The sequence below is a fragment of the Streptomyces bluensis genome (assembly GCF_014650715.1).
Lineage (GTDB): Bacteria > Actinomycetota > Actinomycetes > Streptomycetales > Streptomycetaceae > Streptomyces > Streptomyces bluensis.
In genome coordinates, this window is record NZ_BMVM01000004.1 from 136,730 (window position 1) to 159,925 (window position 23,196).

The following is a 23,196-nucleotide window of genomic DNA, read 5'->3' on the forward strand; positions in this document are numbered from 1 at the left end:
TCCTCTTCGGCTGCCTCAGGGTTACGGGAGGTCGCATCCGCAGCCGGGGATTCCCGCCAGGTCCACGAGGGACCCGTCGGGCAGCCGCTCCCCTGGTCTGGGCACATACGTGCAGCACACGAACGGCCCACCGACCGGTCCCGGGACTCCGGGCGGTAGTGGGCTGCCCGCGACACCTACGACGGTGCGCGACGCTCCTGGATCGAAGGATCCGGCTGGATGTCCCGCCTGAGGCGCCGACGGGAGTCGGACACGGGACTCAGCACTGCAGTGAAGTCTACAGGTGGCTCAGGGCTGCTTCCGCCCGAGGTGCCTCCTGGTCCACTCCACCGCGTCCGCGTAGCGTGCCTCGGCTCCGTGCCTGGTCGGGGTGTAGTACTCGCGGTCCTGGAGGGCGTCCGGGGCGTACTGCTGGGCGGCGATTCCCTCGGGCAGGTCGTGCGGGTAGACGTACCCCTGCGCGTGCCCCAGCTTGGCGGCGCCCTTGTAGTGCCCGTCCCGCAGGTGCGGGGGCACCGGACCGGCCAGCCCCTTGCGTACGTCCTCCATGGCGGCGCCGATCGCCATGGTCGCGGAGTTGGACTTGGGGGCGAGGGCCAGGGCGATGGTGGCGTGGCTGAGGGTGAGCGCGGCCTCGGGGAAACCGATCATGGCGACCGCCTGGGCGGCGGCGACGGCTATGGGCAGTGCGTTCGGATCGGCGAGGCCGATGTCCTCACTGGCGGAGATCATCAGGCGGCGGGCGATGAACCGGGGGTCCTCACCGGCCTCGATCATGCGGGCCAGGTAGTGCAGGGCGGCGTCGACGTCGGAGCCGCGGATGGACTTGATGAGGGCGCTCGCCACGTCGTAGTGCTGGTCGCCGGAGCGGTCGTACTTCACGGCGGCACGGTCGACGGTCTCCTCCAGGGTCGTCAGGCCGATCTCCGTCCCGCCCTTGTCGAGGGCGGCGCCGGCGGCGGCCTCCAGCGCGGTGAGCGCGCGGCGGGCGTCGCCGCCGGCGATCCGCAGCAGGTGCTCCTCGGTGTCCTCGGGGAGGGTGACGGCACCTGACAGGCCGCGCTCGTCGGTGAGGGCGCGGCGCAGGAGCCCGCGCACGTCGTCGTCGGTGAGCGGTTCCAGGGTGAGGAGCAGGGAGCGGGACAGGAGGGGGGAGATCACCGAGAAGTACGGGTTCTCCGTCGTCGCCGCGATCAGGGTCACCCAGCGGTTCTCGACGGCCGGGAGCAGGGAGTCCTGCTGGGCCTTGCTGAAGCGGTGGATCTCGTCGAGGAAGAGGACGGTCTCCTTGCCGAAGCCGCCGGTGGCGCGGCGGGCGCCGTCGATGACCGCGCGGACCTCCTTCACTCCGGCGGTGATCGCGGAGAGCTCGACGAAGCGCTTGTTGGTGGCCTTGGAGACGACGTACGCGAGGGTCGTCTTGCCGGTGCCGGGCGGGCCCCAGAGGATCACCGAGGACGGTCCGGCCGGGCCGCCGCCGGACTCGCCGACCAGTCTGCGCAGGGGTGAGCCGGGCTTGAGCAGATGCTGCTGGCCCACGACCTCGTCGAGGGTGCGCGGGCGCATGCGCACGGCCAGGGGGCTGCCGGACGGGTCCTTCTCCTGGCGTTCTTCGGCGGCTGCGGTGAACAGGTCGGGCTCCACGTCCAAAACCCTATGTCACCCCACTGACAGAGCCCTCGGGAGTCGCCAGACCGCCGTCAGCTGGTCCAGAAGTCCCACCAGCGGGTCAGGATCAGCATGCCGATGATGCCGACGTGCATCACGGGCAGGACCCAGGTGAACTCGCCGAAGAAGCCCTTCAGCCAGTTCGGCGCGGGCAGGAAGCCGTGGCGGACGTTGAACGACGTCACGTACCAGAACATGACGATCGTGGCGACCCAGGCCAGGGAGCACCACAGGCACAGCGAGTTGATGTTGTACAGCGACTGGTACTGCAGCCAGGTGCAGAAGCCGACGCCGAAGACGGTGCCGGCGTTGAAGGTGAGCCAGTACCAGCGCGGGAACGTGGCGCGGGCGAGGAGGCTCATGCCGACGCAGATCACGATGCCGTACGCGACGAGACCGAGCATCGGGTTGGGGAACCCGAAGGCCGACGCCTGCTCGCTCTTCATGATGTTGCCGCAGGAGACGACGGGGTTCAGGCTGCACCCGGGCGTGAAGCCGGGGTCCTCCAGGAGCTTGAACTTGTCGATCGTGATGACCCAGGAGGCCAGCAGCCCGGCCGCGCCGGTGATCAGCAGGAGGATCGCGAAGGCGCGGCTGCCGCCCACGCCGCGCGGAGCCTCGGCTCGTTCCCGCTCGATGGAGACGTCCTTGACTGTCGTCTTGCTCATCTCGTCGTATCCGTAGCTTCCGTAGCGTCGAAGGAGGGCTTCCGGGCACGGTCATTGTGCCGCACACGCGCGCGTGTCCACCGTTCGATGGACATAAGGAAGTACGCCCGGTCGTCCCGGAGCGTTCGGTTCAAGGCGACGCTCGACGGCATGACAGCACACGCGAACGAACTCGCGGTGGACGTACGGGGGCTGCGCAAGCAGTACGGGGACGTGACCGCGGTCGACGGTATCGATCTCGGCATCCGGCGGGGGGAGGTGTTCGGCCTGCTCGGGCCCAATGGGGCGGGCAAGAGCACCACGGTGGAGATCCTCCAGGGCAATCGCGCACGGGACGGGGGCGAGGTGTCCGTGCTCGGGGCGGACCCGGGGCGGGCCACGCGCGCGTGGCGCTCGCGCGTCGGAATCGTCTGGCAGGACGAATCCGCGCCCGCCGAGTTGACGGTGCGGGAAACCGTGCGACATTTCGCCCGATATTACCCGAAGCCGAGAAACCCGGAGGAAGTCCTCGCTCTGGTGGGTCTCCGGGAGAAGGCGGGCAGTCGTATCAAGGCCCTCTCCGGTGGACAGCGGCGGCGGCTCGACGTGGCACTCGGGGTGATCGGCGGGCCGGAGCTGCTGCTCCTGGACGAGCCGACGACCGGCTTCGACCCGGCGGCCCGCCGCCAGTTCTGGGAGCTGATCCGTACGCTGGCCGACGAAGGCACGACGATCCTGCTGACCACGCACTACCTGGAGGAGGCGGAGGCGCTGGCCGACCGGCTCGCGGTCATCGCGAACGGCCGCGTGGTCGCCGAGGGCGAACCGGCCGCGCTGCGCGACCGCCACGGTACCGAGGCCACTGTCGAGTGGACGGAACCGGACGGCACCCCGCGCGCGGAGCGCACCGGCACGCCCACGCGCGCGGTCGCCGAGCTCATGCGCCGCTTCGACGGGGAGATACCGGGGCTGCGGGTGAGCCGCCCGACCCTGGAGGACGTCTATCTCAGGCTGACGGGGCAGAGCGACGAGGCCGGACAGGCCGGACGGATCACGCAGGAGGACGAACGATGACGACGACTGCCGTACGTCCCCCGGAAGAAGCGCTCACCGCGCGGCTGCCCGGCGCGTGGAGCCTCGGTCTCAGCCGGGGCGCGTTGGAGATCAAACAGTTCTTCCGGATGCGTGAACAGGTCGTCTTCACGTTCGCCTTCCCCGTGGTCTTCCTGTTCCTGTTCGCGTCGATCTTCAGTGACGCCGTGGAGGGGGCGGGCATCTCCGCCTCACAGCTGTACGTGCCCGCGATGACGGCCGCCGGGATCATGTCCACCAGCTTCCAGTCCCTCGGCGTCTCCATCGCCGTCGAGCGGGACGAGCGGGTGCTGCGCCGGCTGCGTGGCACCCCCATGCCCCCGGCCTCGTACTTCCTCGGGAAGATCTGGCTGGTCTTCGTCACCGGGCTGTTGGAGACGGCGATCCTCCTCCTGGTCGGCACGACGCTGTACGACGTGGACCTGCCGACGTCCGCCGGCAGGTGGTTCGACCTCGCCTGGATCTTCGTCCTCGGGCTGACGGCCTGCGCGCTGCTCGGCATCGCGATCAGCTCGGTGCCGAGGTCCGGCAAGAGCGCCACCTCCGTGGTCGTCCTGCCCTTCCTTGTCCTGCAGTTCATCTCCGGGGTCTACATCGCCGTCGACACGATCCCCGAGTGGATGCTGAACATCGGTGCGCTGTTCCCGCTGAAGTGGATGTGCCAGGGACTGCGCGGGGTGTTCCTGCCGGAGTCTGCGCGCGTCCTGGAGCAGACGGGCGACTGGGAGTTCGGCCGCGTCGCCCTGGTCCTCGCCGCCTGGTGCGTCGGAGGATTGGTGCTGTGTCTGCTGACCTTCCGCTGGAAGAGCCGGCGCGACGGATGACGACGACCACCGGCGCGTACACCTGGGACCGCTCGTTCCGGCTCTGGGACTCGTACTTCGCCGTCGTGTGGGTGGCCACCCTGGTGTTCGTCGTGCTCGGCGCGGGGAACACGGGGTGGCCGCTGGGCGCGCTCGCGGCCGGACTCCTCGTCCCGCTGGTTCCCTGGTACGTGGCGTTCGGGCGCCCGATCATGCGGGAGAACCGGACCGACGAGCACCGGGCCCTCCTCTACCTCGCCGGAACGGTCGTACTGTTCCTGCCGTCGGCCCTCCTCGTCGGCGAGACCCGGCTGATGTCCTTCGCTCTGGTTCCCCAGTGCTTCATGTCACTGCGTCTGCGGTGGGCGCTGATCGCTGTAGCGTTCATCAACATCGTGCCGGTGGCGGGCTGGGCGCTGCTGTGGCGGCCCGATGCCGGAACCGTCTTCTTCAACTCCGTGTTCGCGGTCGTCACGCTCGCCTTCTCGGTGGCCATCGGCAGCTGGATCATTCGCGTCATCGAGCAGAGCGAGGAAAGGGCGGAGCTGATCGCCGAGTTGGACGCCAGCCGCCATGAGATCTCCCGTCTGTCGGCCGCGCACGGCGCGCTGGCCGAGCGGGAACGGCTCTCCCGGGAGATCCACGACACGCTCGCGCAGGGGTTCACCAGTCTGCTGATGCTGGTGCAGGCCGTGGATGCCGAGCTGGAGGACGATCTTCCCGCCGCCCGGCGCCACCTGGCGCTGATGGAGGAGACGGCCCGGCAGAACCTGGCCGAGGCGCGGGCGCTGGTCGCCGGTGGCGCACCCGCCGACCTGCACGGCGCCTCCCTGCCGGACGCGTTGCGCCGGCTGGCCGCCCGGCACGGCGCCGAGGTGGACATCACCGGTCCGGTGCGCGCGCTGTCCGCCGGGCCCGAGGTGGTGGCCCTGCGCTCCTGCCAGGAGGCGTTGGCCAACGTGCGCAAGCACGCGGCGACTTCGACCGTGGTCGGCATCACGCTGGCGTACGCCGAGGAGACGCTCACCCTGTCCGTCCGGGACGACGGCTGCGGCTTCGAGCCGTCCGCCGTGACGGACGGCTACGGTCTGGCCGGACTGCGCGCCCGGGCCGCCGAAGTGGGCGGCACGGCGTGCGTGGACAGCGCTCCCGGCACGGGTACGACGGTGACCGTGCGACTGCCCGTCCCACCTCCGAGGAGCACCCCGTGATCCGGATCATCCTCGCCGACGACCACCCCGTCGTGCGCGAGGGCCTGCGCGCCATGCTGAGCGCCGAGCCCGACCTCGATGTGGTCGCCGACGCGTCGAACGGCCCTCAGGCGGAGGCGCTGGCGGCCGAGTTGCGCCCCGACATCGTTCTGATGGATCTGCGGATGCCGGGGGGCGGGGGCGTTGACTCGATTCTGCGGATGACGGAGGCCGGGCTGTCGTGCCGCGTCATCGTGTTGACGACGTACGAGACGGACGGCGACATTCTGCGTGCCGTGGAGGCCGGTGCCGCCGGTTATCTGCTCAAGGATCTGCCGCGTGGTGAGCTGGCGGAGGCCGTGCGGGCCGCCGCGCGGGGCGAGACGGTGCTCGCGCCGTCGGTGGCCGCGCGGCTGGTCGACCAGTTGCGTACGAAGCCGGAGCGGCCGCGGTTGTCCGAGCGGGAGACGGCGGTGCTGCGGCTGGTGGCGGAGGGGTGCACCAACGCGGAGATCGGTCGACGGCTGTTCATCGGTGAGTCGACGGTCAAGACCCATCTCCTGCGTGCGTTCGGCAAGTTGGGGGTGGACGACCGGACGGCTGCGGTGACGAGTGCGATGCGGTTCGGGTTGCTGGACTGAGGGTTCCTCGCCCCCCGCCGCCCCTACCCGTCCCATCCCCAGGGGCTCCGCCCCTTCAACCCCAGTCCAGGGGGCTACGCCCCCTGACCCCCCAATTCCGGGGCTCCGCCCCCGACCCCGCCGGCCCGCTCCGGGACTCCGCCCCGCCCGCCCTCTCTGGGGCTCCGCCCCCGGGCCCTGTCCGAGCTGCGCCTCCAGCCCCACACTTCGGGGCACCACCCCCGGCCCCCTCCGGGGCACCGCCCCGCACCACCACCCTCTGGGGCTGCGGGCCCCACCCACCGGGCTACACCCCCAGCCCCACACTCCGGGGCACCACCCCCGGCCCCCTCCAGGACACCGCCCCGCACCATCACCCTCTGGGGCTGCGGCCCCACCAGCCGGGCTCCGCCCCGCACCCCACCTTCTGGGGGGGCTGCGGCCCCGACCCCACCCTCCGGGGCTCCGCCCCCGGCCCCCTTGCCGGGGGGCCAGCCCCCGGGCCCCCGCTCCTCAAAACGCCGGAGGGGCTGGATGGTGTGGGCTCGCGGGCTGGGCCGGGAGCTGTGTCGAGGTCAGGGGCCGCCGAGCCTGTCCGGTGTGTAAGGACAAGATGGCCGTCAGGCCGACAGCGTGGGGGGGGCTGGGGGCGGAGCCCCCAGGGGACGGGGATGGGTAGGGGCGGCGGGGGCGAAGTAGAGCCGGCCGTGACCCGGTCCGCCCTCAGCCCAGCCGGGACTCCAGTTCCGCCACGACCTCGTTCACCCCGATGGCCACCTGCTCGCCGGACTCCATGTCCTTGAGCTGCACCACACCCTCGGCGAGATCACGCTCACCCGCGACGAGCGTGTACCGCGCACCGCTGCGGTTCGCGTTCTTCATCGCGCCCTTCAACCCCTTCCCACCGAAGGAGAAGTCGGCCGCGATGCCCACCTTGCGCAGTTCGGTGACCTTCGCGAAGAGGACCCGGCGGGCCTCCTCGCCCAGCGGGACGGCGAACACGCTCGTGGACGCGGGGAGCGCGAGCTCCACACCCTCCGCCTCCAGGGCAAGGACCGTGCGGTCGACCCCCAGCGCCCAGCCGACCGACGGGAGCGCCGGGCCGCCGATCATCTCCGACAGACCGTCGTAGCGGCCCCCGCCGCCCACCGCGGACTGGGAGCCGAGGCCGTCGTGGACGAACTCGAAGGTCGTACGGGTGTAGTAGTCGAGGCCGCGGACCAGCTTGGGGTCGTCCTCGAAGGACACTCCCGCCGCCGTGATCAGCTCGCGGACCTCCTCGTGGTACGTCTTGCACCCGTCGCACAGGTAGTCACGCAGCAGCGGAGCACCCACGAGCTGCTTCTGGACCGCGTCCCGCTTGTCGTCGAGCACCCGGAGAGGGTTGATCTCGGAGCGGCGCAAGGTGTCCTCGTCGAGGTCGAGGCCGCGCAGGAAGTCCTGGAGTGCCGCCCGGTACACCGGGCGGCACTCCTTGTCCCCCAGGGAGTTGAGGAGGATACGGAAGTTCCTGAGGCCCAGCGAGCGGTACGCCTGGTCCGCCAGGATGATCAACTCGGCGTCCAGCGCCGGGTCCTCGGCCCCGATCGCCTCGGCACCGACCTGCGAGAAGTGGCGGTAGCGGCCCTTCTGCGGGCGCTCGTAGCGGTAGTACGAGCCGGAGTACCAGAGCTTGACCGGAAGGTTGCCCGCCTTGTGCAGGTTGGCCTCCAGCGCGGCCCTCAGGACCGAGGCCGTGCCCTCGGGGCGCAGGGCCAGCCTGTCGCCGCCCTTCGTCTCGAAGGCGTACATCTCCTTCGTCACGATGTCCGTCGACTCGCCGACGCCACGCGCGAAGAGTTCCACGTTCTCGAAGCCCGGGGTCTCGATGTAGCCGTAGCCGGAGTTGCGCAGCGGCGCGGCGATCGCCTCACGGACGGCCAGGTACGTGGCGCTGTCCGGCGGGATCAGGTCGTACGTGCCCTTGGGGGCCTTGAAGGTGCTCACGGAAGGTCTCGTCACATTCCTCGTCGGGGAGGGGTGCTCCCACCCGCACTGGGTTCCTGGCGGCCGGCGGCCACCTGCCGCAGGTACGGGTTGGTGGCGCGCTCCTGGCCGATGGTCGTCTGGGGGCCGTGGCCCGACAGCACCACGGTCGAGTCGTCGAGCGGCAGGCACACGCGGGCCAGCGAGTCGAGCATCTCGGCCATGTCACCGCCGGGCAGGTCGGTGCGTCCGATGGAGCCGGCGAAGAGCAGATCGCCCGAGAAGAACACCGACGGGATGTCCGCCGTCTCCGGCATCTGGAAGGTCACCGACCCCTTCGTATGGCCGGGCGCGTGCGCGACGGACAGCTCCAGACCGGCCAGTTGCAGCGCCGAACCGTCCGTCAGCTCCTTGACGTCGTCGGGCTCCCCCACCGTCAGCTCGCCCATCAGCGGCATCCCGATGGAGCGGCCGAGTCCCTTCTCCGGGTCGCTCATCATGTAGCGGTCGGCGGGGTGGATCCACGCCGGTACGCCGTGCGCGCCGCACACCGGGACGACCGAGGCCACGTGGTCGAGGTGGCCGTGGGTGAGCACGACGGCGACGGGCTTGAGCCGGTGCTTCTTCAGCGCCTCCTCGACTCCCTCGGCGGCCCGGTGGCCCGGGTCGATGATCACGCACTCCTCTCCGGCGGCCGGGGCGACCAGGTAACAGTTGGTCCCCCAGGCCCCGGCGGGGAACCCGGCAATGAGCACGATCGTCCTTCGGATTGTGGAGTACGGGCTGGATTGCTGCGCATCAGAGCCTACCGGCGCTGCCGTTTCCTCAGCGAACCCATATACGGTACGGGGCACACACAAGCGGTCGGCTCACCAGTCGCACGCGTACCGGTCGACGTACGAAGACGCATGAGGAGAGAACCCGGTGGTCAGCCAGGAACAGCGGCGGCGTCAGCTCGCCCGGGAGAAGTTCTTGCGGCAGCAGCAGCGGCGCACGGCCGCGCGACGCAAGGCACGTGCCCGCAATGCCGTGATCGCGTCGGTGCTCGGCGTCATCCTGATAGGCAGTGTGGCGCTGTATACGACCGGGGTACTCAAGGACGACGGCAAGAAGGAGAACGCGAGCGCGGAGGTGACGCCGAGCGCCTCACCGAGCAAGGCCCCGGACCCGTGCGAGAAGCCCGCCGAGGGCAAGGTGAAGGAGCTCACGTTCAAGAAGGAGCCCGACGTCACCGTCGACAAGAGCGCGAAGTACACGATGGACCTGCAGACCACCTGCGGTGACATCTCCATCGCCATGGACGCGGCGAAGACCCCGCGCACGGTGAACTCGTTCGACTTCCTGGTCAACAAGGGGTACCTGGACCACACGAAGTGCCATCGGCTCACCACCGCGGGCATCTATGTGCTCCAGTGCGGGGACCCCCAGGGCACCGGCATGGGCGGGCCGGGCTACACGATCCCGGACGAGAACCTGAAGGACAAGAGCCTGAAGGGCGGGGTGTACCCGGCGGGCACCGTGGCCATGGCGAACCAGTACAACGCCCAGACGAAGGAGGGCCGTAACAGCGGCGGCAGCCAGTTCTTCCTCGTCTACCAGGACAGTCAGCTCCCGCCGGACTACACACCGTTCGGCACGATCTCGGCATCGGGGATGAAGGTCCTGGAGAAGATCGCCAAGGCGGGCGAGAGCACGGGGCAGGGCGACGGCACGCCGAACGCGACGGTCGTGATCAACAAGGCGACTGTCAAGGAAAGCTGACCGCCAACTGCGCAATTTCGGTCGCGCGGGATGCGGACAGCCGCCCTGCCGGTCGCCTATGTTGGCCGTGACGAAACTGTGGACGATGCCCGGGGGTGCTTCAGCCCTTCGCAGGCATCATGTGGAGGAGGCGCTGTGAGCAGCGACCCGTGGGGCCGCGTCGACGAGACGGGGACCGTGTACGTGCGTACGGCCGACGGCGAGCAGGTCGTCGGTTCCTGGCAGGCCGGCTCTCCCGAGGAGGCGCTGGCCTACTTCGAACGCAAGTACGAGGGACTGGTTGTCGAGATCGGCCTCCTCGAAAAGCGAGTGAAGACCACCGACCTGTCGGCGAAGGACGCCCAGGCCGCGATCGACCATCTGCGGGAGCAGGTCGACGCGCATCACGCGGTCGGCGACCTGGATGCCCTGCGGACGCGGTTGGACAAGCTGGTCGAGGCCGTCGAGGCGCGCCGTGAGGAGCGCAAGGCGCAGCGGGCGAAGCAGTCCGACGAGGCACGGCACGCCAAGGAGGCCCTGGTCACCGAGGCGGAGGAGCTGGCCCAGTCCGACCAGTGGCGGGCGGCCGGAGAGCGGCTGCGCGCGCTGGTGGACACCTGGAAGGGACTGCCGAGGCTCGACCGCAAGTCGGACGACGAACTGTGGCACCGCTTCTCGCACGCGCGGTCGGCGTTCTCCAAGCGGCGCAAGGCGCACTTCGCGCAGCTGGACGCGCAGCGCGAGGACGCCCGCAGGACGAAGGAGCGGCTGGTCGCCGAGGCCGAGTCCCTGTCGGGCTCGACCGACTGGGGGCCGACGGCGGCCCGCTACCGCGAGCTGATGTCCGAGTGGAAGGCCGCGGGCCGCGCCCAGCGCGAGCACGAGGACGACCTGTGGAACCGTTTCCGCGGTGCCCAGGACATCTTCTTCGCGGCGCGCAGCTCGGTGTTCGCGGAGCGTGACGCCGAGCAGGCGGAGAACCTCAAGCTCAAGGAGGAACTGGCCGGGGAGGCGGAGAAGCTGCTGCCGATCACGGACCTGAAGGCGGCCCGTGCGGCGTTCCGCTCCATCAACGAGCGCTGGGAGGCCATCGGCCACGTCCCGCGGGACGCCCGTCCCAAGGTGGAGGGCCGGATGCACGCTGTGGAGCGGGCCCTCCAGGAGTCCGAGGAAGCGGAGTGGCGCCGTACGAACCCGGAGGCCCGCGCCCGGGCCGAGGGGCTCACGGGCCAGCTCCAGGCGGCCGTGGACAAGCTGAAGGGCCAGATCGAGCAGGCGCGGGCCCAGGGCAACAACGCCAGGGCCGACAAGCTCGAAAGGGAGCTGGAGGGCCGCCAGGCACTGCTGGACCAGGCGCTGAAGGGCCTGCAGGAGTTCGGCGGCTGAACAAGGCTGACAGGGCTGACAGAGCTCTCGCCGCGCATACGAAGGGGCTCCCGTACACACACGTACGGGAGCCCCTTCGTATGCGCCCCTGCGCGGCGCAGGTTACGGCCTGCGCGCCGACGTCACCCGGTACACGTCGTACACGCCCTCGACGCCCCGTACGGCCTTCAGGACGTGGCCCAGGTGCTTCGGGTCGCCCATCTCGAAGGTGAATCGGGACGTGGCCACGCGGTCACGGGACGTCTGGACCGCGGCCGAGAGGATGTTGACGTGCTGGTCGGAGAGCACGCGCGTGACGTCGGAGAGCAGCCGGGAGCGGTCCAGCGCCTCGACCTGGATGGCGACCAGGAAGACCGAGGACTGGGTGGGCGCCCACTCGACGTCGAGGATGCGCTCGGGCTCGCGGGACAGCGACTCGACGTTGACGCAGTCGCTGCGGTGGACCGACACACCGCTGCCGCGCGTCACGAAGCCGATGATCGGGTCGCCGGGGACGGGCGTACAGCAGCGGGCCAGCTTCACCCAGACGTCCTCGACGCCCTTGACCACGACACCCGGGTCGTTGGTGCTGCGGCGCTTGCGTCCACGGCCGCGCGCCGGTGGTACCGCCTCGTCGATCTCCTCGGAGGCCGCCTCCTCGCCGCCGAGGGCCTGCACCAGCTTCTGTACGACGTTCTGCGCCGCCACATGGCCCTCGCCGATCGCCGCGTACAGGGACGAGATGTCCGGGTAGCGCATCTCGTGGGCGAGGGTCACCAGGGAGTCGCCGGTCAGGATGCGCTGGATCGGCAGGTTCTGCTTGCGCATCGCGCGGGCGATGGCGTCCTTGCCCTGCTCGATGGCCTCGTCGCGGCGCTCCTTGGAGAACCAGGCGCGGATCTTGTTGCGGGCGCGCGGCGACTTCACGAAGCCGAGCCAGTCGCGGGACGGGCCCGCTCCGGTCGCCTTGGAGGTGAAGACCTCCACCAGGTCGCCGTTGTCCAGGGTGGATTCGAGCGGGACCAGGCGTCCGTTGACCCTGGCACCTATCGTGCGGTGGCCGACCTCGGTGTGGACCGCGTAGGCGAAGTCGACGGGCGTCGCGCCGGCCGGCAGCGCTATCACGTCGCCCTTCGGCGTGAAGACGAAGACCTCGTTGCGGGACAGGTCGAAGCGCAGCGACTCCAGGAACTCGCTGGGGTCCTCGGTCTCCTTCTGCCAGTCGAGGAGCTGCCGCAGCCACGCCATGTCGTTGATGGCGGCCGCGTCCTTGCCGGCTTTGCCGGACGGTGTCTTCGGGACGTCCGTACGGACCTTGGAGGCGCCCGCGACGGCCTCCTGCTTGTACTTCCAGTGCGCGGCGATGCCGTACTCGGCGCGGCGGTGCATGTCGAAGGTACGGATCTGGAGTTCGACCGGTTTGCCGTTGGGGCCGATGACCGTCGTGTGGAGCGACTGGTACATGTTGAACTTGGGCATCGCGATGTAGTCCTTGAACCGGCCGGGGACCGGGTTCCATCGCGCGTGCACGGTGCCGAGAGCGGCGTAGCAGTCCCTGACCGTGTCGACGAGGACGCGGATGCCCACCAGGTCGTAGATCTCCGCGAAGTCCCGGCCGCGGACGATCATCTTCTGGTAGACGCTGTAGTAATGCTTCGGGCGGCCGGTGACGGTCGCCTTGATGCGGGCCGCGCGCAGATCGGACTGCACCTCGTCGGTCACTATCGCGAGGTACTCGTCGCGTTTGGGGGCGCGCTCGGCGACGAGGCGGACGATCTCGTCGTACATCTTGGGATAGAGGATCGCGAACGCGAGGTCCTCCAGCTCCCACTTGATGGTGTTCATGCCCAGGCGGTGGGCGAGCGGCGCGTAGATCTCCAGGGTCTCGCGCGCCTTCTTCTCCTGCTTCTCGCGCTTGAGGTAGCGCATGGTGCGCATGTTGTGCAGGCGGTCGGCGAGCTTGATGACCAGGACGCGCGGGTCCTTGGCCATGGCGACGACCATCTTGCGCACGGTCTCGGCCTGGGCGGCCTCGCCGAACTTGACCTTGTCCAGCTTGGTGACGCCGTCGACGAGCAGCGCCACCTGGTCGCCGAAGTCGCGGCGGAGCTGGTCCAGGCCGTACTCGGTGTCCTCGACCGTGTCGTGCAGGAGGCCGGCCATGAGGGTGGCCGGGTCCATGCCGAGCTCGGCGAGGATCGTGGTCACCGCGAGGGGGTGGGTGATGTACGGGTCGCCGCTCTTGCGCTTCTGGCCACGGTGCCAGCGCTCGGCGACCTGGTAGGCCCGCTCGATCTGGCGGAGCGTCGACGTCTCGATCTTCGGGTCGTTGCTGCGCACTATCCGCAGCAGCGGCTCCAGCACCGGGTTGTACGGGTTGGACCGCTGCACACCGAGACGGGCCAGGCGGGCGCGTACGCGGTTGGAGGAGCCGGAGCGCGCGGGCTGGCCTGCGGCCGGGCGTGCCGGTGTGGACGCCGGGCGTCCGGAAGGTGAGGGCTTGGGGCGCGGCTGCTCGGCGCTCTTGTCGACGGGCGCGGGCTGGGCGCGCTCGACCGGGCCCTGCGGGGCGTTCTTCGCGCTCGGCGCGGGCTTGGCCGCGGCTCCCGAGGCGGACTCGGGCTTGGCGGCGGTCAGTGGCTGGGCCTCGTCTGGCAAGAGGACTCCTCGTGCGCGATCCGGGTCCCCCGGCAGGCTCCGGAGACCCCATGGTAGCGATCCTCGGCTCCCCGCTCGCCTTCGGCCGGTGAGACGGGCCGCTACCCGAGCAACGCACGAGGCGGGCGCCGGATTCCTCCGGTGCCCGCCTCGTCGGTGTCGTACGGATGGCGCAGGGCTTTCGTCCGCCTGTCGTGGCGGTGCTCAGACCTGGAGCAGCGCCTCCAGTGGGGCGCCTCCCAGGGCCGGCTCCAGGCGGGCGCGGCCACCCAGGAAGCCGAGCTCCATCAGTACGGAGACCCCCGCGATCTCGGCTCCCGCCCGGCGTATCAGCTGGACGGAGGCCTCGGCGGTGCCGCCGGTGGCGAGGACGTCGTCGATCACCATGACGCGGTCGTGCCGCGACAGGTCCTCGGCGTGCACCTCGATCTCCGCGGAGCCGTACTCCAGGTCGTAGGCCTGGCCGAGGGTCGCTCCGGGGAGCTTGCCCGCCTTGCGTACGGGGACGAAGCCGACTCCCGAGCGCACCGCTACGGGTGCGCCGAGGATGAAGCCGCGGGCCTCCAGGCCGACGATCTTCGTGGCGCCGTGGCGGACGACGAGTTCCGCGAGCGCGTCGGTGAGGGCGGTGAACGCCACCGGGTCGGCCAGCAGCGGGGTGATGTCCTTGAACATCACGCCCGGCTCGGGGTGGTCGGGGATGTCGCGGATGCGGCTGAGCAGCAGCGTCGTGATCTCGGAGAGCTCGGTCATCGGCGCTTCCCCGAGGGTCGGCCACGACCCCGGTTGCGGGACGCGGGCTGGTGGCGCGGGCCGACGACCGCGGGGGCCGCGTCCTCCGGCTCGTCGCCGTACTCCTCGTCGTCGCCCTGCTCCTGAGCGGGCTCGCCCTGGGCGGCCTGGGCGCGCTTGGCCAGGACGCGCTTCTTCAGGGCCTTCATCTGCGGCTCGCGCTCCTTGAGGTCGGCGACGAGCGGGGTGGCGATGAAGATCGAGGAGTACGCACCGGCGGCCAAGCCGACGAACAGCGAGAGCGAGATGTCGTTGAGCATGCCCGCGCCGAGGACACCGCCGCCGATGAACAACAGGCCCGCCACTGGCAGCAGCGCGACCACCGTGGTGTTGATCGAACGCACCAGGGTGCTGTTGATCGAGCGGTTGGCGACCTCGCCGTAGGTCCAGCGGGTCTGCTTGGTGATGTCCTTCGTCTGCTCCTTGAGGCTGTCGAAGACGACGACCGTGTCGTAGAGCGAGTAGCCGAGGATCGTCAGCAGACCGATCACCGTGCCCGGCGTGACCTCGAAGCCGACGAGGGCGTAGATGCCGACCGTGATCGTGATGTCGTGGATCAGGGCGACGAACGCGGCGATGGCCATGCGCCACTCGAACGCGATCGCCAGGTAGATCACCACGAGGACCATGAAGATCGCGAGGCCCTGCCAGGCCTTGTTGGCGATCTGGTCACCCCAGCTGGGGCCGACCAGGTCGGCGTTGATCTTCTCCGAGTCGACCTTCAGGTCCTTGGCCAGCTGTTCCTTGACCGCGTCGGACTTGCCGGTGTCGACGCCGGAGATCTGGATGCGCATACCGCCCGTGCCGAGCTCCTGCACGATCGCGTCGTGCCCGGCCGCCTCTTCGGCGTATGTCTGGGTCTGGGCGACCGAGACGCTGGTCTTCGGGGTGGTGAAGACGGCGCCGCCCTGGAACTCGATGCCCATGTTCAGGCCGCGCACCGTCAGGCCGAGGATGGCCGTGATGGTGATCAGGATGGAGATGCCGTACCAGAGCTTGCGGTTGCCGACGAAGTCGTAGCCGACCTCGCCGCGGTGGAGTCGGGCGCCGAGGTTGCCGAGTTTCGACATCTCAGGCCTCCTTCGGGTCGACGGGGACGGCGGGACGGCGGGTGCGGCGCAGCGGTGGCTGGGCACCCAGTCGCTTCGGGTCGAGGCCGGACCAGCTGTGGCCGTTCGCGAAGAACTTCCTGCGGGCGAGGAGCGTCAGCAGCGGCTTGGTGAAGAGGAACACCACGACCACGTCGAGCAGGGTGGTCAGACCGAGCGTGAACGCGAAGCCCTGGACCTTGCCGACGGTGACGACGAACAGCACCGCGGCGGCGAGGAACGACACGAAGTCGGAGACCAGGATGGTGCGCCGCGCTCGCGGCCAGGCCCGCTCGACGGCGGGGCGGAGCGAGCGGCCCTCGCGGATCTCGTCGCGGACGCGTTCGAAGTACACGATGAACGAGTCCGCTGTGATGCCGATCGCGACGATGGCACCGCAGACCGCCGGCAGGTTCAGCGCGAAGCCGATGGTCGGGCCCAGCAGAGACATGATCACGTAGGTCAGGGCCGCGGAGATCAGCAGCGAGGCGATGGCGATGAGCGACAGACCGCGGTAGTAGACGACCAGGTACAGCACGACCAGCCCGAGGCCGATGGCGCCGGCGATCAGACCGGCGTGCAGCTGCTCGCCACCGAGCGCGGCGGTGACGGTCGTGACGCTCGCTTCCTTGAAGGTGAGCGGGAGCGCGCCGTACGACAGCATGTTCGCGAGGCCCTGGGCCTCCTCCTGGGTGAAGCTGCCGGAGATCTCGGCGTTGCCACCGGTGATCGACTGGTTGACGTACGGGTCGGAGACGACGTCGCCGTCGAGGACGATCGCGAACTGGTTCTGCGGGGACTGGTTCTTGGCGAGCTGGCCGGTGATGTCGGCGAACTTCTTGGCACCGCCGGACGTGAACTTCATGGTGACTTTCCAGCCCGCGGCACTCTGGGTGTCGAAGACCGCCTGAGCCTTTTCGACGTCCGTGCCGTCGACCCCAGCAGGGCCGAGGATGTACTTCTGCCACTGCTTCTGGGAGTTCTGGCCGCAGGCGAGGATGGTGTCGCTGGGCTTGGCTCCGTCACCGGCCTTGGCGCGCTGTGCCGGCTTGGTGCAGTCGAGCGCGGCGTACTCGGCCTGGAGCTTGGCCGTCGCGTCGTCGGCCCCGCCGGGGCTCCCGGACGGGGAGGCGCCGGCGCTCGTGGAGGCCGAGCCGCTCGGCGTGGGGTCGGCCTTCAGCGCGTCGGTGACCGCGCGGCCCTGCGAGGTGGCGGAGGAGGACGGTGTGGCGGAGGAGGACGAGGTCGCCTTCTCCTTGTCGCTGGCCTTGTCGGAGGGCGACGCGCTCGGGGAGCCGCTGGGGCTGGCGCTCGGGCTGGGGGTCGCGCCGGTGCCGGACACCTCCGTGGTCAGGACCGGGCGGAAGTAGAGCTTGGCGGTGGTGCCGACCTGTTCCCGGGCCTGCTGGGAGTTCGTGCCCTTGGGGATGTTGACGATGATGTTTTCCCGGCCCTGTGTCTGTACCTCAGCCTCGGAGACACCCAGACCATTGACACGGCGCTCCATGATGGAGACCGCGGTGTCCATGTTCGTCTTGTTGATCGCATTGGGCTGACCCGGCTCATTGACCGCCGTCAGCGTGATGCTGGTGCCCCCGGCGAGGTCGATGCCGAGACGCGGAGTGGTGTGTCCGGAGAGGAACATTCCCCCGGTGAGCGCCACGATGGCGATCAGGATGAGGACGAGTGCGCGGCCTGGTTTGCTCTGGGCGCTCGCGCTCCGGCCCTTCTTCGGTGCTGCCACCTTCTCGTAACTCCCTCTCGGGCCGCCTCAGCGCCGGTCGAGCGGGCGGGCGGCCATGACATGGTCTCGGATCCGTGCGGGACGGCACGACCGGGGGGGTGGCGCGGCACGAGCTGGTCGCGCCGCGCCCCCGGGAACGTGACTACTTCGCGTCGGACTCGCCGTCGGTCTTCTTCGGCTCCGCGTCCTCGGCCTTCTTCGGCTCCGTGTCGTCGGCCTTCGCCTCGGCGGGCTTGTCGGCCGCGTCGTCGTCCGCGTCCTTCTTACCAAGGTCGATGGGCTTGTCGTCGGAGGCGACGGAAGCGTCGGCGGCGGGCTCGTCGGTCTCGGTGAGAGAGGAGGCGTCGTCCGGCACGATGTCGGACTTCAGGTCGTGCTCGATGCCGTGGACGATGCGGTTGTACTCGTCGTCGGAGAGGACGGCGCCGATCGCGTTCTTCGCGAAGAGCAGTTCCACGCCCGGTCCGGCGTCGAGGAGGACCGTGTCGTCGTTGACCTCCTTCACCGTCGCGTACATGCCCCCGATGGTGCGGACGCCACTGCCGGGCTGCATTTGGTTCCGCATGTCGACGGCCTGCTGCTGCTTCTTCTTGGCCGACCGGGTCATCAGGAACATGGCCCCGATGAGCACGATGAACGGGAGGAGGGTCACGAGACTCACGGGTGGGAACTTCCTTCACACGACCGCATTGGTGAGCGGCCTGATGGTTGGGGGTATGGGTGCCGCCGACGAAGGCGGCATCGGCGGAGTCTAAGGGAGTCCGCGCGCAAGGAACAACGCCCAGCATCGCACCGGGGTTCCTGACCCGGCCAATGCCCGCGCCGTCACGCCCCGAACAAGTCTTGTTGTCCGTTTCCCCCGGTGGTCGCGCGGGGCGGGGTGAGGCCGAGGTGGGCCCATGCCGCGGGGGTCGCGACCCGGCCGCGCGGGGTGCGGGCGAGCAGTCCCTCGCGGACGAGGAAGGGCTCGGCGACCTCCTCGACCGTCTCGCGCTCCTCCCCCACCGCGACGGCGAGCGTGGACAGGCCGACGGGGCCGCCGCCGAACAGCTTCAGCAGGGCCTCCAGCACGGCGCGGTCGAGGCGGTCGAGTCCGCGGGCGTCGACCTCGTAGACGGCGAGGGCGGCCCCGGCGATGTCTCTGGTGATGACTCCGTCGGCCTTGACCTGCGCGTAGTCCCGCACCCGGCGCAGCAGGCGGTTGGCGATACGGGGCGTGCCCCGGGAGCGGCCCGCGATCTCGGCGGCGCCCTCGGCCTCGATCCCGACGTCCAGCAGGTGTGCGGAGCGGTGGATGACGCGCTCCAGTTCGGCGGGCTCGTAGAACTCCATGTGCGCGGTGAAGCCGAAGCGGTCGCGCAGTGGGGGCGGGAGCAGGCCCGCGCGCGTGGTGGCGCCGACCAGGGTGAACGGTGGCAGTTCGAGAGGGATGGCGGTGGCGCCCGGGCCCTTGCCGACGATGACGTCGACGCGGAAGTCCTCCATCGCCATGTAGAGCATCTCCTCGGCGGGACGGGACATGCGGTGGATCTCGTCGAGGAACAGGACCTCGCCCTCCTGGAGCGAGGACAGGATCGCGGCCAGGTCGCCCGCGTGCTGGATGGCGGGGCCGCTGGTGATGCGGATGGGGGCGCCCATCTCGGCCGCGATGATCATCGACAGGGTGGTCTTGCCGAGGCCCGGTGCACCGGAGAGGAGGACGTGGTCGGCGGTCGCCCCACGCGCGCGTGCCGCCCGCAGCACGAGGTCGAGCTGCTCGCGGACCTTCTCCTGGCCGATGAACTCGTCCAGGTCCTTGGGGCGCAGGGCGGCTTCGACGGCCTGGTCCTCACGGTCGGCGACAGAGCCCACCAGCCGCTCGGGGGCGGTGGCGTCGGTCGTGTCGTCCCAGTTCATTGCTGTGCCTCGCGGGTCGGTCGCGGTCGGATGGGTCGTGCGGTGCCTGGTCGCCGTACGGGCGCTTCGTCAGGGGGCGGGCTTGCGTGGCCTGCGAGCCGGTCAGCGGGCTCTGTTGAGGGTCTGCAGGGCGGCCTTCAGCAGGTGACCCACCTGGGGTGTGCCCTCGGTGGCCTCGGCCTGGGGGGTGACGGCCGCCACGGCCTCGTCGGCGTCGCGGGTCGCGTACCCGAGGCCGATCAGGGCCGCGTGCAGTTGGTCGCGCCAGCCGACGCTCACCGGGGCGCCCACGCCCGTGCCGGTGCCGGTCGGCTCGCCCAGGCGGTCCTTGAGCTCCAGAAGGAGTTTCTGGGCGCCCTTCTTGCCGATCCCGGGGACGGCGGTGAGCGCCTTCTCGTCGCCGGTCGACACCGCGCGGCGCAGCGCGTCGGGGGCGTGCACCGCCAGCATCGCCTGGGCCAGACGGGGGCCCACACCGCTCGCGGTCTGCAGCAGTTCGAAGACCTGGCGCTCGTCGTCGTCCGCGAAGCCGTACAGGGTCAGCGAGTCCTCCCGTACGACGAGGGAGGTGGCGAGCTTGGCCGGCCGGCCCATGCGCAGCCCGGACAGTGTGCCCGGTGTGCACTGGACGGCGATGCCGATGCCGCCCACCTCGACCACGGCGGAGTCGGGAGCGAGAGCGGCGACCGGGCCGCTGACGAAGGCGATCATGAGGTGCGGCCTTTCGATGCGTGCAGGGCGACGGCTTGCTGGAGCCGGTTCTGGGCGGGGGCGCGCCAGATGTGGCAGATGGCGAGTGCGAGGGCGTCGGCGGCGTCGGCGGGTTTCGGGGGTGCGCCGAGCCGCAGCAGCCGGGTGACCATGGCGCCGACCTGGGCCTTGTCGGCGCGGCCGCTGCCGGTGACGGCAGCCTTGACCTCGCTGGGGGTGTGCAGGGCGACGGGTATGCCACGGCGGGCTGCGCAGAGCGTGGCGATGGCGCTGGCCTGGGCGGTGCCCATGACCGTCCGTACGTTGTGCTGGCTGAACACCCGTTCCACGGCGACGAATTCGGGCTTGTGGTCGTCCAGCCACTGCTCGATGCCCTGCTCGATGGCGACGAGACGGTGCCCCAACTCGGCGTCCGCGGGCGTCCGTACGACACCGACGCCGAGCATGGTCAACGGCCGCCCTGCGACGCCCTCCACGACCCCGACACCGCATCGGGTCAGTCCTGGGTCCACCCCCAGTACGCGCACCCGCCCCTCCCCTCCTCGCGGCTGGACCGCCGCCGCTCTCGCGGAACCTGGCCGAGCACCGCCGGGGTTCCTCAGCTGCCGGTCGCGGTCCGCGGACGGTGATCTTTGACTTCACGCCAGGCTATCCGCTGCCACCGACAACGGCGGCGGGCCGGTAGGACGTGTCCCACCGGCCCGCCGATACCGCCGCTCAGCTCGCGGCAGCGTTATGCGTCGTCATGCGTCGACCTTCGCCATGACGTCGTCGCTCACGTCGAAGTTGGCGAAGACGTTCTGCACGTCGTCGCTGTCCTCCAGGGCGTCGATGAGCTTGAAGATCTTCTTGGCGCCCTCCTCGTCCAGCTCGACCTGCATGGTCGGGACGAAGTTGGCCTCGGCCGAGTCGTAGTCGATCCCGGCCTCCTGGAGGGCGGTGCGGACCGCGACCAGGTCGGTGGCCTCGCTGAGCACCTCGAAGGACTCGCCGAGGTCGTTGACCTCCTCGGCGCCCGCGTCGAGGACGGCACCGAGGACGTCGTCCTCGGTCAGTTCGCCCTTGGGGACGATCACGACGCCCTTGCGGTTGAAGAGGTACGAGACGGAGCCCGGGTCGGCCATCGAGCCGCCGTTGCGGGTCATGGCGACGCGGACGTCGGAGGCGGCGCGGTTGCGGTTGTCGGTGAGGCATTCGATGAGCACCGCGACACCGTTCGGGCCGTAGCCCTCGTACATGATGGTTTCGTAGTCGGCGCCACCGGCTTCAAGACCGCCACCGCGCTTGATCGCGGAGTCGATGTTCTTGTTCGGAACCGACTGCTTCTTCGCCTTCTGTACGGCGTCGTACAGCGTCGGATTACCGTCCAGGTCCACGCCGCCCATACGCGCCGCGACCTCGATGTTCTTGATCAGCTTCGCGAAGAGCTTGCCGCGCTTGGCGTCGATCACGGCCTTCTTGTGCTTCGTCGTGGCCCATTTAGAGTGGCCGGACATCTGCCTGTCTCCTTCGCGTAACCCATCCTGAACGAACGCCCCCAGCCTCAGGACCCAGGGGGACCCTTCGAGATCCTACAAGGCGTCCGCTGTCCGGTTCCCGCGCACCATCTCGACGAACAGGGCGTGCAAACGGTGGTCGCCGGTCAGTTCCGGGTGGAACGACGTGGCGAGCGCGTTGCCCTGGCGTACCGCGACGATGTGGCCGTCGTGCTCGGCGAGCACCTCGGTCTCGGCACCGACGGACTCGACCCAGGGGGCCCGGATGAAGACGCCCTCTACAGGATCGCCCTCGACGCCCCGTACGTCGACCGCCGCTTCGAAGGACTCGTTCTGCCGTCCGAAGGCGTTGCGGCGCACGATCATGTCGATGCCGCCGATGGTCTCCTGGCCCGAGCGCGGGTCGAGGATCTTGTCGGCGAGCATGATCATGCCGGCGCAGGTGCCGTAGACGGGCATGCCGTCGCGCACGCGCGCGCGGAGGGGCTCCATCACTCCGAAGAGGATGGCCAGCTTGGAGATCGTGGTGGACTCTCCGCCGGGGATGACGAGGCCGTCCACCTCGGCGAGCTCTTCGGGGCGCCGTACCGGCCTGGCCACGGCGTCGGCCGCGGCCAGGGCGATGAGATGCTCCCGTACGTCGCCCTGGAGTGCGAGCACTCCGACTACGGGAGTGGTCATTACCAGCCTCGGTTCGCGTAGCGCTCGGCCTCGGGGAGGGTGTCGCAGTTGATGCCGACCATGGCCTCGCCCAGGTTGCGGGAGGCGTCCGCGATGATCTTCGGGTCGTCGTAGAAGGTGGTGGCCTTCACGATGGCGGCGGCGCGCTTGGCCGGGTCGCCGGACTTGAAGATGCCGGAGCCGACGAAGACGCCCTCGGCTCCGAGCTGGCGCATGAGCGCGGCGTCGGCGGGGGTCGCGACTCCGCCGGCGGAGAAGAGGACAACCGGCAGCTTGCCCAGCTCGGCGACCTCCTTGACCAGCTCGTACGGGGCGCGCAGCTCCTTGGCTGCGGCGTACAGCTCGTGGTTGTCGAAGCCCCTGAGGCGGGCGATCTCGTTCTTGATCTGGCGCAGGTGGCGGACGGCCTCGACGACGTTGCCCGTGCCGGCCTCGCCCTTGGAGCGGATCATGGCGGCGCCCTCGGCGATCCGGCGCAGGGCCTCGCCGAGGTTGGTGGCGCCGCAGACGAAGGGGGTCGTGAACGCCCACTTGTCCGAGTGGTTGACCTCGTCGGCCGGGGTGAGGACCTCGGACTCGTCGATGTAGTCGACGCCGAGGGACTGGAGCACCTGCGCCTCGACGAAGTGGCCGATCCGCGACTTGGCCATCACGGGGATGGAGACCGCGTTGATGATGCCCTCGATCATGTCCGGGTCGGACATGCGGGCCACGCCGCCGTCCTTGCGGATGTCCGCGGGGACCCGCTCCAGGGCCATGACCGCGACGGCGCCCGCGTCCTCGGCGATCTTCGCCTGCTCCGGGGTGACGACGTCCATGATCACGCCGCCCTTGAGCTGCTCGGCCATGCCGCGCTTCACGCGTGCGGTGCCGGTTGCGGTGTGCTCGTCGGGCTGGGCGGAGTTGGAGAGCGTGCTGGACACGGGTTCGACCTCACTCGGGAGAAGAGGGGGGTGTTTCTGCAGCACCGAGGAAACGTGAGGGGTGCAGTCCACTGCAAGGGCCAATGGGGAGGCGGTGGATCGTTTTCGCCCCCGCCG

Annotated in this window: 21 protein-coding genes; 6 read left to right on the top strand and 15 right to left on the bottom strand. The window is 70.0% G+C overall.

All coding sequences use genetic code 11. The features are described from left to right. Positions 1–288 precede the first annotated feature (288 nt). Positions 289–1,644, bottom strand: a complete 1,356-nt coding sequence (locus IE262_RS13320; protein ID WP_134039071.1) for a replication-associated recombination protein A — start codon at positions 1,642–1,644, stop codon at positions 289–291. A 56-nt stretch (positions 1,645–1,700) separates the two neighbouring features. Next, positions 1,701–2,336, bottom strand: coding sequence for a vitamin K epoxide reductase family protein (locus tag IE262_RS13325; RefSeq protein ID WP_134039072.1), 636 nt, complete (start codon positions 2,334–2,336; stop codon positions 1,701–1,703). 150 nt (positions 2,337–2,486) lie between these two features. Here IE262_RS13325 and IE262_RS13330 point away from each other — a divergent pair, with 150 nt between their 5' ends. Genes IE262_RS13330 through IE262_RS13345 form a run of 4 tightly spaced genes read left to right on the top strand, consistent with a single transcriptional unit; the run spans position 2,487 to position 6,041 of the window. Beyond that, complete coding sequence (locus tag IE262_RS13330; protein WP_189873730.1) at positions 2,487–3,389, top strand: ABC transporter ATP-binding protein; 903 nt, start codon at positions 2,487–2,489, stop codon at positions 3,387–3,389. Continuing rightward, complete coding sequence (locus IE262_RS13335) at positions 3,386–4,231, top strand: ABC transporter permease (protein WP_134039074.1); 846 nt, start codon at positions 3,386–3,388, stop codon at positions 4,229–4,231. Before IE262_RS13330 ends, IE262_RS13335 begins: the two co-directional genes overlap by 4 nt. After that, a complete protein-coding gene (locus IE262_RS13340; protein ID WP_189873732.1) occupies positions 4,228–5,421 on the top strand; it encodes a sensor histidine kinase in 1,194 nt (397 codons plus the stop codon). Before IE262_RS13335 ends, IE262_RS13340 begins: the two co-directional genes overlap by 4 nt. Next, complete coding sequence (locus tag IE262_RS13345) at positions 5,418–6,041, top strand: response regulator (RefSeq protein WP_134039076.1); 624 nt, start codon at positions 5,418–5,420, stop codon at positions 6,039–6,041. The genes IE262_RS13340 and IE262_RS13345 overlap by 4 nt, the downstream gene beginning before the upstream one ends. Before the next feature lie 702 nt (positions 6,042–6,743). Here IE262_RS13345 and hisS read toward each other — a convergent pair. Together hisS and IE262_RS13355 are read right to left on the bottom strand one after the other, a co-directional pair. Beyond that, positions 6,744–8,006, bottom strand: coding sequence for a histidine--tRNA ligase (gene hisS, locus IE262_RS13350; protein WP_189873734.1), 1,263 nt, complete (start codon positions 8,004–8,006; stop codon positions 6,744–6,746). An 11-nt stretch (positions 8,007–8,017) separates the two neighbouring features. Next, on the bottom strand, positions 8,018–8,740 hold the full coding sequence (locus tag IE262_RS13355) for an MBL fold metallo-hydrolase (protein WP_189873736.1): 723 nt from the start codon (positions 8,738–8,740) through the stop codon (positions 8,018–8,020). A gap of 169 nt (positions 8,741–8,909) precedes the next feature. Between IE262_RS13355 and IE262_RS13360 the strand changes: the two genes are divergently transcribed. After that, a complete protein-coding gene (locus tag IE262_RS13360; protein ID WP_189873738.1) occupies positions 8,910–9,746 on the top strand; it encodes a peptidylprolyl isomerase in 837 nt (278 codons plus the stop codon). 135 nt (positions 9,747–9,881) lie between these two features. After that, positions 9,882–11,111 carry a DUF349 domain-containing protein gene (locus tag IE262_RS13365; protein ID WP_134039080.1) on the top strand — a complete coding sequence of 410 codons (1,230 nt, stop codon included), beginning with the start codon at positions 9,882–9,884 and terminating at the stop codon, positions 11,109–11,111. A 102-nt stretch (positions 11,112–11,213) separates the two neighbouring features. On the opposite strand, the gene IE262_RS13370 is transcribed toward IE262_RS13365, so the two are convergent. The 11 genes from IE262_RS13370 to pdxS form a co-directional block, all read right to left on the bottom strand. Further along, a complete protein-coding gene (locus IE262_RS13370) occupies positions 11,214–13,748 on the bottom strand; it encodes a RelA/SpoT family protein (RefSeq protein ID WP_189873740.1) in 2,535 nt (844 codons plus the stop codon). A 204-nt stretch (positions 13,749–13,952) separates the two neighbouring features. Further along, a complete protein-coding gene (locus tag IE262_RS13375; protein ID WP_189873742.1) occupies positions 13,953–14,501 on the bottom strand; it encodes an adenine phosphoribosyltransferase in 549 nt (182 codons plus the stop codon). Continuing rightward, entirely contained in the window at positions 14,498–15,610 is a 1,113-nt protein-coding gene (gene secF, locus IE262_RS13380; protein ID WP_134039083.1) for a protein translocase subunit SecF, read from the bottom strand. The genes IE262_RS13375 and secF overlap by 4 nt, the downstream gene beginning before the upstream one ends. 1 nt (position 15,611) lies before the next feature. Beyond that, a complete protein-coding gene (gene secD / locus IE262_RS13385; RefSeq protein WP_189873744.1) occupies positions 15,612–17,372 on the bottom strand; it encodes a protein translocase subunit SecD in 1,761 nt (586 codons plus the stop codon). Between the two features lie 142 nt (positions 17,373–17,514). Further along, entirely contained in the window at positions 17,515–18,033 is a 519-nt protein-coding gene (gene yajC, locus IE262_RS13390) for a preprotein translocase subunit YajC (protein ID WP_134039085.1), read from the bottom strand. A 164-nt stretch (positions 18,034–18,197) separates the two neighbouring features. Beyond that, positions 18,198–19,268 (bottom strand): Holliday junction branch migration DNA helicase RuvB, encoded by a 1,071-nt coding sequence (ruvB, locus tag IE262_RS13395; protein ID WP_134039086.1) that lies wholly within the window; start codon positions 19,266–19,268, stop codon positions 18,198–18,200. Between the two features lie 102 nt (positions 19,269–19,370). Further along, positions 19,371–19,979, bottom strand: a complete 609-nt coding sequence (gene ruvA / locus IE262_RS13400) for a Holliday junction branch migration protein RuvA (RefSeq protein ID WP_189873745.1) — start codon at positions 19,977–19,979, stop codon at positions 19,371–19,373. After that, positions 19,976–20,506: a crossover junction endodeoxyribonuclease RuvC gene (gene ruvC, locus IE262_RS13405; RefSeq protein WP_134039088.1), complete on the bottom strand. Its 531-nt coding sequence runs from the start codon at positions 20,504–20,506 to the stop codon at positions 19,976–19,978. The genes ruvA and ruvC overlap by 4 nt, the downstream gene beginning before the upstream one ends. A gap of 216 nt (positions 20,507–20,722) precedes the next feature. Continuing rightward, complete coding sequence (locus IE262_RS13410) at positions 20,723–21,475, bottom strand: YebC/PmpR family DNA-binding transcriptional regulator (RefSeq protein ID WP_134039089.1); 753 nt, start codon at positions 21,473–21,475, stop codon at positions 20,723–20,725. Between the two features lie 75 nt (positions 21,476–21,550). After that, complete coding sequence (gene pdxT / locus IE262_RS13415) at positions 21,551–22,156, bottom strand: pyridoxal 5'-phosphate synthase glutaminase subunit PdxT (protein ID WP_134039090.1); 606 nt, start codon at positions 22,154–22,156, stop codon at positions 21,551–21,553. Beyond that, positions 22,156–23,079, bottom strand: a complete 924-nt coding sequence (gene pdxS, locus IE262_RS13420; protein WP_134039091.1) for a pyridoxal 5'-phosphate synthase lyase subunit PdxS — start codon at positions 23,077–23,079, stop codon at positions 22,156–22,158. The genes pdxT and pdxS overlap by 1 nt, the downstream gene beginning before the upstream one ends. Positions 23,080–23,196 lie beyond the last annotated feature (117 nt).